This window comes from Escherichia whittamii (assembly GCF_014836715.1).
Lineage (GTDB): Bacteria > Pseudomonadota > Gammaproteobacteria > Enterobacterales > Enterobacteriaceae > Escherichia > Escherichia whittamii.
On sequence record NZ_JACSQI010000004.1, the window covers coordinates 49400 to 61832 of the forward strand.

Sequence of the window (12433 nt, forward strand, 5' to 3'; positions counted from 1 at the left end):
TTATTGGAAGCGGGAAAGCCGGAATGGCGTTAAATCAAAATCGATTTTTTTGTCTTGCGCAAAGTCAGCGGCTATTTCCCCTAATACCGAAGCAAATTTAAAGCCATGCCCACTCAGGCCGGTAATCAGCAGCGTATTAGCGTGTCCTGGTAGGGTATCGATAATAAAATCTTCATCAGGCGAATTATCATAGGTGCAGGCAGCGCCATACAGGCAGCAGCCGATACCAGGCAACACACTGCGTAAGAATGGGAACGCTTCGGAACCGTCACTGTCGATTTCCGCAAACGGAACACGTTCATCCGCTGAATGAATTTCCTGACCACCGTTATGTTTCCCAATCTTCAGAGCATCGTTTTCCGCCGGAAAACCGTAGTATTGATCGCCATTGGGCAATTCACCGGTAAAGGCCGGGAATTTATTCTTCACGCTATAGCGGCCATCGGCCTGATACCAGGCGAATACTTTACGTACGGGCTGGATGGGTAGTTCTGGTAGCAGCTCTTTTACCCAGGTACCAGCGCAGACGAGCGCTTTCTTCGCCTGGTATTCGCCGTCCGCCGTTTCAATAGTTACGCCGTTATCGTCATGACGAATTGCGGTGACCGGACAGTTAAACAGTTGCGCGCAGCCCGCTTCATTCGCCAGTTGGATCCAGGTTTTAATCGCCAGCTCACTGCGTAAAAAACCGGAGTCGGCCTCAAATAGCCCGATATAGTTGTCAGGGACGCGTATTTCCGGCCAGCGAGACATAATGGCTTGTGCATCCAACTCCTCGACGTTGAGTTGCCATTGATTGGCGCTGTGAGCGACATTGGCGAGAAACTTGGAGTCGGCAGGGCCGAGGTTGATAACCCCTGAGCGCACAAAAATAGGATCCTCTTCGTTGTGACGGGAGAGTTCATCCCACAAGGTTTGGGCACGGAGCACTAGCGGGACATACTTTTCGCCTTCGCCATAAGCATGGCGAATTAATCGCGTATCTCCGTGGTGACTGCCGTGTTGATGTGGTGGCATATGGCTGTCGGTCATCAGCACTTTCAAACCGGCCTGGGTGGCATAATATCCGGCTGCAGCGCCTACGGAACCGCTGCCAATAATGATGAGATCGTATTTCATTTTTTTCTCTCTGCTCTCATGGTTTAAGCAGAGTAAATAAGTAACAAACGATATACAACCCAGAAATGGTAAAGGCACCGGTAAGGTGCCTTTTGGGTGGATGGTCATGTCATGTTAATGACGACGATACTCATTGACATGGAAATCACCAGATTCAATTTTGGCGATTCCTGCTTCTAATATCGAAATAAATTGTCTGGCAACATCAGTAGTTAACCAGAGTGTCTGACCAACTTCAGTCCCTTCCTGCTCGGACTTATTTGGGGTCTGGTAGTGCAAACGCAACATCAGAGCATCATAGCTATCAACGGTGCTGATGTCCCACCCTACGAGCGGATGAGTCTGAATGACTTCATTGTTTTTTTCCATCATGGCCCCCTAATTCGTGTTACTAGACAACGTTATTCGAGGTTCAATGCGTTTTTATCTGAAGCAACTTCAGTATATCAATAAATATGGGTATTCACCGAAATTTTAAAGGGGGAGCGAGATATTTTTTTGCTTTTAAGATTTATATGAACAATAAAACAGCATGTCATTCATATTTTTTTAGCATATTGTGCAATTATTTTGAGGAAGTGTAAAAATTGTACGAACAATCTTAATATATAAAAAAAGCCGGGGCGACCCGGCAAAAACAAACATCACTGCATATTATTCGCTAACAAACCAGTCATCGGCGCTTTCCCACGTTTCTTGTAGAATTTCGCTAATGCGCTGTTTATCTTCTTTTGTTGCACCAATAACCGATAAATTATTTGCCGCAGCATATCGTACCGATACGTGACCTTCATTGTCCGGAAACGCATACTGAATGCGGCGAGAAAGTTCACCCGCCAGAGCGTCAATGGCGCCAGTGGGTAGTGGAGAAGTTTTCGCTATGGTGACTTCAATTCGCATAATAGCCCCCTGTTGAATATACTGGTTATTTATACAGGTAAAATAATCTAAAGACAACAGGCGGCTACGTTTTTTATTGCTTAACAGACCAACGTACAGTTTCCCCAGCCAGGAAAGGAACAAGCGTGTCGTCTGTCAGAGCGATGCTTTCAGCAATTTTCTGCTCTTCACGTATCAGTTCAATAAACGATTCATTGACCGGTAATCCATAGAATTTCGGCCCGTTTAAAGAACAGAATGCTTCAAAATGCTGTAGTGCATTCATCTCTTCAAATACGGTGGCGTAACTTCCCAGCGCCGTTGGCGCATTAAAGCAACCTGCACAGCCGCAATTACTCTCTTTACGATGACGCGCATGTGGCGCGGAATCGGTACCGAGAAAAACGCGATCAAAACCACTGGCGACCAGCTCACGCAGTGCCTGTTGGTGAATATTGCGTTTGAGGATCGGCAGACAGTAGAGATGCGGACGCACACCGCCAACCAGCATATGGTTACGGTTAAACATCAGATGCTGGGGAGTAATGGTGGCGGCCAATAGTTCATTTCCGTCACGAACATAGTCGGCAGCATCTTTGGTGGTGATGTGCTCGAAAACGACTTTCAGCGCGGTCAGGCGCTGGCGCAGCGGCTCCATGACCGTCTCAATAAAGCGCGCTTCACGGTCAAAAATGTCGATGTCAGCATGGGTCACTTCGCCATGCACTAGCAGCGGCATACCGATTTTTTCCATGCGCTCAAGTACTGGCATGATCGCCTCAACCGACGTCACGCCGTGGCTGGAGTTGGTGGTGGCATTCGCAGGGTAAAGTTTTGCGGCGGTGAACACACCTTCGTTAAATCCACGCTCCAGCTCATTGGGGTCCAGCGAGTCTGTTAAATAACAGGTCATCAGCGGGGTGAAATCGTGTCCGTCCGGTACGGCGTCAAGAATACGTTGGCGATAAGCCACTGCAGCCTCAACTGTGGTTACAGGCGGTGCCAGATTGGGCATAACGATGGCCCGACCATAGGTTTCGCTGGTATACGGCACGACAGTTTTTAACATGTCGCCATCGCGGAGGTGAAGGTGCCAGTCGTCTGGGCGGCGGATCTTTAATACCTGGGATGGTGCAGTCATTAATTTCTATGCTCCGGCTGAAGGGATGTTTTTGCCGGACACAAAGGATAAGCGGAAACGTTTTCCTTTGCACGAAAAATAAAGGGCGCAAATGCGCCCACGTGATTAATCAGTGAACGGAATGACTATTTCACCCGGTTTCACTTCAATGCCTTTTGCCAGTTTTTTAGCCATTGTTTCTCCTTTGCTGCCATCTTCGCGCAGGATGTAAGCCGGTTGCTGGTTAAAGTAATTGCGTAATGCCTGATTCAAATAGGGAAGTAACGTTTGCATCACGGTTTGCATTTTTTCCGGCTGCACGGTCGCGTCGACCACTTCCATCTCTTTCAGGAAGATAGCGCCTTTCTCTTTATCAAACACAGGCAGCGCTTTCAGCTTCAGTTTCATGGTTGCTTTTTGGCTACCGAACAGAGAGTTCATATCCAGATTGGCGTCCCCGGTTAGGGTAACCTTATTAGGCTCTTCGCGACCAATTTGGCTGGTCAGGTTTGTCAGAACTATATGGGCATCAGCCACGCCGGGCAAACCGATATCTTTTGAGAAATTATTATGTTTCGCAAGCGACTGGTTAATCTCTTGTTCGGTAATGGTGTATTGGGTGAGTTGATTACAGCCAACGAGCAGGCCACTGACGATCAATGCAGCGGCAAATAAAAACTTGTTCATGGTAGTCCTCGACATGAGATCTGCGTCAATATCCTGACACAACGCAGCATGTGTCACCAGCGTTAAACTCGCCAGCAGAAAAAACTGAATTCTGCGACGGCAGGTAATAACAAGCCGTTAAGGCGCGTCAGGTTGACAGGGCGAGCAATGGTAACAGAAAGCATGGCATTTTCAGGCGTCGCGCTCCAGCAACCGACGCGCGGCACGTTTATGGCTAAATTGCCAGCCCAACGCAAGGAAGGTGATGATGCCAATAACGCCCAACATCATCCACGGCAATTCCGGTTGTTGCGTGGATTTGCCCAGGTCAAACAGCCAGCCGCCGCCGATATAGCCAATAGCGCCGCCTATCGCCAAGCCCAGCCGACTAAACCCCATATAACTGCCGCGCGCCCGTGCATCCGCCAACGAGGCGCTAAGAGTTTCACGCGCAGGTTCGGCAATGATCGAGCCAATATAAAACAGACAAATCAGGGTGAAAAGTTGTTGCAGGCCACTGACCATGCCCACGGGTATCATGCTTAATGACATCACCAGTAGCCCAGCCATCAACCGATGTTCCAGACGAAAACGCTTTTCGCTCCATCGGGCGATAGGGTAGAGCAATGTTAACGACAGACACGCTTCGATAGCATACATCCATTTTACGGCAGAGGGCGCTCCGGCGACGTCGTTGACCATAATCGGCAGCATCAGCATCACCTGCACAGCCAGCATGTAGTAGCCCGCGAGTGTCAGGACATAGGTGACAAAACGTTTATCGCGCATCACGCGGGTCATGCCTTCGCGGACTGGCGTGCGCACGGTAGATAGTTTCCACGCGGGCAACAACCAGGCGTTAAACGCTGCACACAATACAAACAGAATTGCCCCCGTGGCGCAGACCAGGCGAAAATCGTATTGCAATAACCAACTCCCCAGCAACGCGCCAATGACCGCACCAGCGCTGTCTTGCATCATCAACAGGGAGAAAAAACGGCCCCGTTGTTCCGGACGAATTAATTTCACCACCAGCGCCGAACGCGGTGGATCAAATAACGTACCGCCGAGGCCCGAGAGCAAACAAGAAAACCACAGCATCCAGGGATCATGAGCGATGCCCATGGTGGCGAATCCGGCAGCGCGCATTAGCATACCAGTAACGATCATCGGTTTAGCGCCAAAACGGTCGGCAATAGCACCGCCGAAAATGCCTAATCCTTGCTGAATGAACTGACGCAGACCGAGGGCAATACCGACCATTACGGCGGCCCAGCCCATTTGATCAACGAAGCGGATAGAGATCAGCGGGAAGACAACAAAGAACCCCAGCACGACCAGCATATTATCGACGAGAAGGAAATATTTACCCAGGTTCCTCGCCTGCGACACGCGCGACATTTCCCCTCCCGGGAAATAAAAGATGAGCACTTTCTATTCTGCATCGCCGCCAGGACTTTTCCCATCATATCGGGGACAATATTTTTTTATCAAAACGTCGCTTTGATAGAGAGTTTTTATCAAATATGTGAATAATGCAGAAAATGGCATTAGGGACTTTTCACAGGCTCTGGTTGCGCAGGTATAGTAATACTTACAGCGTATTAAAGACGTTACGGGAAGGAGTAGGTATAGAATGTTTGGCTATCGCAGTAACGTGCCAAAAGTGCGCTTAACCACCGACCGATTGGTCGTGCGTCTGGTGCATGAACGTGATGCCTGGCGACTGGCGGATTATTACGCAGAGAATCGCCATTTCCTGAAGCCCTGGGAGCCAGTGCGCGATGAAAGCCACTGCTATCCTTCAGGCTGGCAGGCCAGGTTAAGCATGATTAACGAATTTCATAAACAGGGCTCTGCCTTTTACTTTGCTTTGCTCGACCCGAACGAGAAAGAAATAATTGGCGTAGCCAATTTTTCCAATGTGGTACGCGGCTCTTTTCACGCCTGCTATCTCGGTTATTCGATCGGACAAAAATGGCAGGGTAAAGGACTAATGTTTGAAGCTCTGACCGCCGCCATTCGCTATATGCAACGCACCCAACATATTCATCGCATTATGGCCAACTATATGCCGCACAATAAACGCAGCGGTGATTTGCTGGCGCGCTTGGGTTTTGAAAAAGAAGGCTATGCGAAAGATTATTTATTGATTGATGGAAAATGGCGCGATCACGTACTGACGGCATTAACCACCCCGGACTGGACGCCCGGCCGCTAAGGAGAATTTCATGAAGTATCAACTTACCGCACTGGAAGCCCGTGTGATTGGCTGTTTGCTGGAAAAACAGGTGACGACGCCGGAACAATACCCGCTTTCCGTGAATGGCGTGGTAACGGCCTGTAACCAGAAAACAAACCGTGAACCGGTAATGAATCTGAGCGAATCCGAGGTACAGGAGCAACTGGATAATCTGGTAAAACGCCATTATCTGCGCACGGTGAGTGGCTTTGGTAATCGAGTCACCAAATATGAACAGCGTTTCTGCAACTCTGAGTTTGGTGACCTGAAACTTAGCGCCGCAGAAGTCGCATTAATTACCACCTTGTTGTTGCGCGGTGCTCAGACGCCTGGTGAACTGCGCAGTCGCGCGGCGCGGATGTATGAATTCAGCGATATGACGGAAGTAGAAACGACGCTGGAACAACTGGCTAATCGCGAAGATGGACCTTTTGTCGTTCGTCTGGCTCGCGAACCGGGTAAACGAGAAAGCCGCTATATGCATCTTTTCAGTGGTGAGGTGGATGATCAGCCTGTGCTCACGGAAACGTCGGACGCGGTTGGCGGGGATTTACAATCCCGCGTCGAAGCCCTGGAAATCGAGGTGGCAGAACTGAAACAGCGTCTTGATTCGTTGCTGGCCCATCTGGGAGATTAACGTGAAAAAATTACGTATCGGCATTGTGGGTTTAGGCGGTATCGCGCAAAAAGCGTGGCTGCCGGTGCTGGCAGCGGCGTCTGACTGGACGCTACAGGGGGCATGGTCGCCAACGCGTGAGAAAGCCATCACAATTTGTGAAAGCTGGCGCATTCCCTACGCCGATTCGTTATCTAACCTTGCCACCAGTTGCGATGCGGTATTTGTTCACTCCAGCACCGCCAGTCATTTTGAGGTGGTCAGTGCGTTATTAAATGCAGGTGTACATGTCTGTGTCGATAAACCGCTGGCGGAAAATCTGCGCGATGCCGAGCGACTGGTTGAACTCGCAGCGCGCAAAAAACTGACACTGATGGTCGGCTTTAACCGCCGTTTCGCTCCGCTGTACTGTGAGTTAAAAACACAGCTTGCCAGTGCGTCCTCGCTAAGAATGGATAAACATCGTACCAATAGCGTCGGGCCACACGATCTTTATTTCACCTTGCTGGATGATTATCTGCATGTGGTTGATACCGCGCTGTGGTTGTCTGGCGGCAATGCAGCTCTCGAAAGCGGTACGTTGCTGACCAATGAGTCAGGCGAAATGCTGTTTGCCGAGCATCATTTTTCTGTTGGTCAATTACAAATCACCACCTGTATGCATCGCCGTGCCGGAAGTCAGCGTGAAGCGGTGCAGGCAGTGACTGAAGGGGCATTAATCGACATCACCGATATGCGCGAATGGCGTGAGGAGCGCGGGCAGGGCGTGGTGCATAAACCGATTCCTGGCTGGCAAAGTACCCTCGAGCAGCGTGGATTTGTCGGTTGCGCGCGTCATTTCATTGAATGCGTGCAAAATCAGACAGTTCCACAAACCGCTGGTGAACAAGCGGTGCTGGCGCAGCGCATCGTTGACAAGATCTGGCGCGATGCGATGAGTGAATAAACCCTGTAACATCTGGCGGTAGCAATTCACCATAATCCAGGTAGACTATTCGCCTCTTTCAGCGCCTGCCTTGCAGGCGTTTTGCCCGTGGGTCTGGATTAGAACACCGATGAATTTATTAAAATCGCTGGCCGCCGTCAGCTCGATGACCATGTTTTCGCGTGTGCTTGGCTTCGCACGTGACGCTATTGTCGCCAGAATATTTGGCGCAGGGATGGCAACCGACGCCTTTTTTGTTGCGTTCAAACTTCCTAATTTGTTACGCCGTATCTTTGCTGAAGGGGCATTCTCCCAGGCTTTCGTGCCGATTCTGGCGGAATATAAAAGCAAGCAGGGTGAAGATGCCACGCGGGTCTTTGTCTCTTATGTCTCTGGTTTGCTGACGCTGGCGTTGGCGGTTGTGACGGTCGCCGGTATGCTCGCCGCGCCGTGGGTGATAATGGTGACTGCGCCGGGCTTCGCTGACACAGCTGACAAATTTGCCCTGACCACCCAGCTATTACAAATTACCTTTCCCTATATCCTATTGATTTCACTGGCATCGCTGGTGGGGGCGATTCTGAATACCTGGAACCGTTTCTCGATTCCGGCATTTGCCCCGACGTTACTCAATATCAGCATGATTGGCTTTGCGCTGTTTGCTGCGCCGTATTTTAATCCGCCGGTGCTGGCGCTGGCGTGGGCTGTTACGGTCGGCGGCATCCTGCAGCTGGTGTATCAGCTACCGCATCTGAAGAAGATTGGCATGTTGGTATTGCCGCGCATTAACTTCCACGATGCCGGGGCGATGCGCGTAGTGAAACAGATGGGGCCGGCTATTCTTGGCGTTTCTGTTAGCCAGATTTCCTTAATCATCAACACTATTTTTGCCTCATTTCTTGCCTCTGGTTCGGTGTCGTGGATGTATTACGCCGACCGTTTGATGGAGTTTCCGTCCGGTGTACTGGGCGTGGCGCTGGGGACCATTTTGCTGCCGTCGCTGTCGAAAAGTTTTGCCAGTGGCAATCACGATGAATACAACCGTCTGATGGACTGGGGGCTGCGTCTTTGTTTCCTGCTGGCGCTGCCAAGCGCGGTGGCGCTGGGCATCCTCTCCGGTCCGTTAACCGTTTCGCTGTTCCAGTACGGTAAATTTACCGCCTTTGATGCGCTGATGACCCAGCGGGCGTTAATTGCCTACTCGGTAGGTTTGATTGGCCTGATTGTGGTGAAAGTGTTGGCTCCGGGCTTTTATTCACGGCAGGACATTAAAACGCCGGTGAAAATTGCCATCGTCACGCTGATTTTGACGCAATTGATGAACCTTGCATTTATCGGCCCGTTGAAACATGCCGGACTGTCGCTTTCCATTGGTCTGGCGGCGTGTCTGAATGCTTCGCTGCTTTACTGGCAGTTGCGTAAGCAGAAAATCTTTACCCCACAACCTGGCTGGATGGCGTTTCTGCTGCGTTTACTTGTGGCGGTACTGGTGATGTCTGGTGTGCTTTTAGGCATGTTGCATATTATGCCGGACTGGTCGTTGGGCACTATGCCGTGGCGTTTACTGCGTTTGATGGCGGTCGTTGTCGCGGGAATTGCAGCATACTTTGCCGCACTGGCGGTGTTGGGCTTCAAAGTAAAAGAGTTTGCTCGTCGTACTGCTTAACGTTGAATTCCGGCCTGCATCGCAGGCCGGAGAAAATCTTCAGATAGCAATCTTTTTACCACCGCGCCAGGGGGTTGAGGTCTGACCGTTCGCCCCGTACAGTGTCGGTTCCTGATGCGGTTTCAGCATTTCCAATGCCTGTTGATTGCGCTCAATCTGTCCTTCCAGTAGCCAGCCGTTATGCTGATTTAACTGGCGCAGTTGCTGCGTTTTCTCGGTGATCTCCTGCCAGGATTGAGCAATATCGTCGCTATTTTCTGTATCCGGTGCCTGCCGACGCAGCTGTTCCAGGTAATCCAGTGTCGCCAGCATTGAGCTTTTTTGTTCTGTAATATGTTGCAGCTGGCTACCAGTGAACTGCCCCATAGAGAGATATTGCTGCTCCTGGACCATCACTATATTGAGCTCGTTAAGCACCACAGACATCTGGTTGAGAATCTCAGCAAGACGCGGCATCGGATTATTTACTCAGTAAATCTTGTTGCACTTCGTTGATCAGCGCATCAGCAATTTTGCCGACATCCATTTTTAGTTCACCATTACGAATCGCCAATTTTAATGCTTCTACGCGTTCAAGATTGATATCACTGCTGCCCGGTTGCATCAGTGTTGCCTGCGCATCGCTTAACTTGACGCTGGTACTGGCGGTAGCCGTTGTTTTTGCTGTGTGGGTATTGGCTACCGGAGCCTCACTGGTTTCGCGTGGCTGAACGGTGCTTACAGGCTTCAGGGGGGAAGTGCGGTCAATACTCATGGTTTATTCCTCATTGAGGGCGCTTTTATCATTTGTTGCTTATTTATCGGCAATGGACGGGCAATCTTTAATAGCTTACAGGTTTATAAGAATATTCCCATCGGCATCCACTACGCCACTGACTACCTGACCCGATATCATTCTCACGCGGGCCTTTTGCGCGACGGAAGCGTTATTCAGCGCCAGACCTTCAGCATTTGCACTGAACCCATCGCCAATGGCAATCACGTTAACGCGTTGTCCTGCTTTTACCCGCCAGGCCTGACGCAGCATATTCAGCTGTATAGGTTGTTCGGGGAGCAAATCGCGCAGACTAACCGCATCAACCAATTGATTAACATCCAGAACGGTACGCGGCGGTAGTGTATCCAGCCTTCCGCGTTTAAGTTTTACGCTGCCAGCGTCAAGCTTTCCCCCACGCACAACAGGCATTGTTGCAACAACATAATTCCCTGTCGCCTGTACATTCACTTGCACGTAATGCTTATCGTTGCCGCAGCGTGCCAGCACATTCACATTGCCCCACAGGCGGGCGTTATTGGTCATGGAAAGCAGCGGCTGTTCGCACGGCGGCAATAAATTGGGTGCGGTGCGAATAGAGACGTGGACTTCATCACTTAGTCCTGCCAGTTGCGCAATGAAAAAGGTTTGCAACTGGGAGGGGAAATCGCCAGCCGCACTCAGTGGACTGAACAACATGGTGATGATCGCCACACAGCGCTTTATTGTCAGCATTTTTGCCCCCCAGCCATTTTTACAGCCTGAATTGTACCCTTACGCAATGACCATCAACGGCATAAATAGCAACCCATTTTGCTTTTATTCCGCCGATAACGCGCGCGTAAAGCATTTAAGCTGACGGCAGAATTTTGATACCTGCGGAGGAGATATGCTCGATAAGCTCGACGCCGCCTTACGTTTTCAACAAGAGGCACTCAATCTGCGCGCCCAGCGTCAGGAAGTGCTGGCGGCAAATATCGCCAATGCTGATACCCCTGGTTACCAGGCGCGCGATATGGATTTTGCCAGTGAACTTAAAAAAGTGATGCAGCGCGGGAGGGATGAAACCAGCGTGGTCGCGCTGACGCTGACCTCGTCGCAGCATATTCCAGCACAGGCGTTATCACCTTCTGCCACAGAATTGCAATACCGTATTCCGGACCAGCCTTCACTGGACGGCAATACCGTGGATATGGATCGCGAACGCACCCAGTTTGCCGATAACAGCCTGCAATACCAGATGAGCCTTAGCGCGTTGAGCGGGCAAATCAAAGGCATGATGAACGTATTACAAAGCGGAAATTAACGGATGGCACTGCTGAATATTTTTGATATCGCCGGATCGGCGTTAACGGCTCAGTCTCAGCGTCTGAACGTGGCAGCCAGCAACCTGGCCAACGCCGACAGCGTGACAGGGCCAGATGGTCAGCCGTATCGGGCAAAACAGGTGGTGTTCCAGGTGAACGCCGCGCCAGGGGCTGCGACGGGCGGAGTCAAAGTGGCTGACGTGATTGAAAGTCAGGCCCCGGACAAACTGGTCTATGAACCGGGTAATCCGCTGGCGGACGCGAAGGGCTACGTGAAAATGCCAAACGTCGATGTGGTAGGCGAGATGGTTAACACCATGTCGGCGTCGCGTAGCTATCAGGCCAACGTTGAAGTGCTCAATACGGTGAAAAGCATGATGCTGAAAACCCTCACGCTCGGTCAATAAAGGAGAAAGCCATGTCCATTGCGGTAACCACCACCGATCCGACAAATACCGGCGTTAGCACCACCAGCAGTAGTTCGATTACGGGCAGTAACGCCGCAGATTTACAGAGTAGCTTTCTGACTTTGCTGGTGGCGCAACTGAAAAACCAGGATCCGACTAATCCAATGGAAAACAACGAGCTGACGTCACAACTGGCGCAAATCAGCACGGTCAGCGGGATTGAAAAGCTCAACACCACACTCGGTTCGATTTCCGGACAGATTGATAACAGCCAGTCGCTACAGGCCAGCAATCTGATTGGTCACGGCGTGATGATCCCCGGTACCACCATTCTTGCCGGTACAGGCAGTGAAGAAGGGGCGGTGACCACCACCACGCCGTTTGGTGTTGAGCTGCAACAGGCTGCAGACAAAGTGACCGCGACCATAACCGATAAAAATGGCGCGGTTGTGCGCACCATTGATATTGGCGAACTCAGCGCCGGAGTCCACAGTTTCACCTGGGACGGCACGTTGACTGATGGTACGACTGCGCCGAACGGTTCTTATAACGTGGCAATTAGCGCCAGCAACGGCGGTACGCAGTTGGTTGCCCAGCCATTGCAGTTTGCGCTGGTACAGGGCGTGATTCGTGGCAATAACGGTAACACGCTGGATCTCGGCACTTACGGCACCACCACCCTCGACGAAGTACGGCAGATAATTTAAGCCTTCACATTTTCAGGAGTCAGTC

Annotated in this window: 16 protein-coding genes; 7 read left to right on the forward strand and 9 right to left on the reverse strand. The window is 50.9% G+C overall.

The window, feature by feature from the left end:
- From solA to mdtH, 6 genes are all read right to left on the reverse strand, one after another.
- The gene (gene solA / locus H9644_RS08035) at nucleotides 1-1119 is read right to left on the reverse strand and encodes an N-methyl-L-tryptophan oxidase (protein WP_191774123.1); all 1119 of its coding nucleotides are present in this window, start codon (nucleotides 1117-1119) and stop codon (nucleotides 1-3) included.
- A 114-nt stretch (nucleotides 1120-1233) separates the two neighbouring features.
- The gene (gene bssS, locus H9644_RS08040) at nucleotides 1234-1488 is read right to left on the reverse strand and encodes a biofilm formation regulator BssS (RefSeq protein WP_000414435.1); all 255 of its coding nucleotides are present in this window, start codon (nucleotides 1486-1488) and stop codon (nucleotides 1234-1236) included.
- A 285-nt stretch (nucleotides 1489-1773) separates the two neighbouring features.
- A complete protein-coding gene (gene dinI, locus H9644_RS08045) occupies nucleotides 1774-2019 on the reverse strand; it encodes a DNA damage-inducible protein I (protein ID WP_001217771.1) in 246 nt (81 codons plus the stop codon).
- A 73-nt stretch (nucleotides 2020-2092) separates the two neighbouring features.
- Nucleotides 2093-3139: a dihydroorotase gene (pyrC, locus tag H9644_RS08050; protein ID WP_064528525.1), complete on the reverse strand. Its 1047-nt coding sequence runs from the start codon at nucleotides 3137-3139 to the stop codon at nucleotides 2093-2095.
- 105 nt (nucleotides 3140-3244) lie between these two features.
- Nucleotides 3245-3805 carry a lipoprotein gene (locus H9644_RS08055; RefSeq protein WP_191774125.1) on the reverse strand — a complete coding sequence of 187 codons (561 nt, stop codon included), beginning with the start codon at nucleotides 3803-3805 and terminating at the stop codon, nucleotides 3245-3247.
- A gap of 171 nt (nucleotides 3806-3976) precedes the next feature.
- A complete protein-coding gene (mdtH, locus tag H9644_RS08060) occupies nucleotides 3977-5185 on the reverse strand; it encodes a multidrug efflux MFS transporter MdtH (protein WP_105289138.1) in 1209 nt (402 codons plus the stop codon).
- A gap of 235 nt (nucleotides 5186-5420) precedes the next feature.
- On the opposite strand from mdtH, the gene rimJ reads away from it, so the two are divergent.
- The 4 genes from rimJ to murJ all read left to right on the forward strand — a co-directional run bounded on the left by rimJ (nucleotide 5421) and on the right by murJ (nucleotide 9233).
- Complete coding sequence (gene rimJ / locus H9644_RS08065; protein WP_064528531.1) at nucleotides 5421-6005, forward strand: ribosomal protein S5-alanine N-acetyltransferase; 585 nt, start codon at nucleotides 5421-5423, stop codon at nucleotides 6003-6005.
- A gap of 10 nt (nucleotides 6006-6015) precedes the next feature.
- Complete coding sequence (locus tag H9644_RS08070; RefSeq protein ID WP_064528533.1) at nucleotides 6016-6663, forward strand: YceH family protein; 648 nt, start codon at nucleotides 6016-6018, stop codon at nucleotides 6661-6663.
- A 1-nt stretch (nucleotide 6664) separates the two neighbouring features.
- Complete coding sequence (locus tag H9644_RS08075) at nucleotides 6665-7588, forward strand: Gfo/Idh/MocA family protein (protein ID WP_064528535.1); 924 nt, start codon at nucleotides 6665-6667, stop codon at nucleotides 7586-7588.
- Nucleotides 7589-7697: 109 nt separating this feature from the next.
- Nucleotides 7698-9233, forward strand: coding sequence for a murein biosynthesis integral membrane protein MurJ (murJ, locus tag H9644_RS08080; protein WP_064528537.1), 1536 nt, complete (start codon nucleotides 7698-7700; stop codon nucleotides 9231-9233).
- 39 nt (nucleotides 9234-9272) lie between these two features.
- On the opposite strand, the gene flgN is transcribed toward murJ, so the two are convergent.
- The 3 genes from flgN to flgA all read right to left on the reverse strand — a co-directional run bounded on the left by flgN (nucleotide 9273) and on the right by flgA (nucleotide 10722).
- On the reverse strand, nucleotides 9273-9689 hold the full coding sequence (gene flgN / locus H9644_RS08085; RefSeq protein WP_064528538.1) for a flagella biosynthesis chaperone FlgN: 417 nt from the start codon (nucleotides 9687-9689) through the stop codon (nucleotides 9273-9275).
- A 4-nt stretch (nucleotides 9690-9693) separates the two neighbouring features.
- Complete coding sequence (gene flgM, locus H9644_RS08090) at nucleotides 9694-9987, reverse strand: flagellar biosynthesis anti-sigma factor FlgM (RefSeq protein WP_064528540.1); 294 nt, start codon at nucleotides 9985-9987, stop codon at nucleotides 9694-9696.
- A gap of 75 nt (nucleotides 9988-10062) precedes the next feature.
- Nucleotides 10063-10722: a flagellar basal body P-ring formation chaperone FlgA gene (gene flgA / locus H9644_RS08095; RefSeq protein ID WP_064528542.1), complete on the reverse strand. Its 660-nt coding sequence runs from the start codon at nucleotides 10720-10722 to the stop codon at nucleotides 10063-10065.
- Between the two features lie 154 nt (nucleotides 10723-10876).
- Here flgA and flgB point away from each other — a divergent pair, with 154 nt between their 5' ends.
- Genes flgB through flgD form a run of 3 tightly spaced genes read left to right on the forward strand, consistent with a single transcriptional unit; the run spans nucleotide 10877 to nucleotide 12408 of the window.
- A complete protein-coding gene (gene flgB, locus H9644_RS08100) occupies nucleotides 10877-11293 on the forward strand; it encodes a flagellar basal body rod protein FlgB (protein ID WP_064528544.1) in 417 nt (138 codons plus the stop codon).
- Between the two features lie 3 nt (nucleotides 11294-11296).
- Nucleotides 11297-11701 (forward strand): flagellar basal body rod protein FlgC, encoded by a 405-nt coding sequence (gene flgC / locus H9644_RS08105; RefSeq protein WP_001196460.1) that lies wholly within the window; start codon nucleotides 11297-11299, stop codon nucleotides 11699-11701.
- Nucleotides 11702-11712: 11 nt separating this feature from the next.
- Entirely contained in the window at nucleotides 11713-12408 is a 696-nt protein-coding gene (flgD, locus tag H9644_RS08110) for a flagellar hook assembly protein FlgD (protein WP_064528545.1), read from the forward strand.
- The last annotated feature ends 25 nt before the right edge of the window (nucleotides 12409-12433 follow it).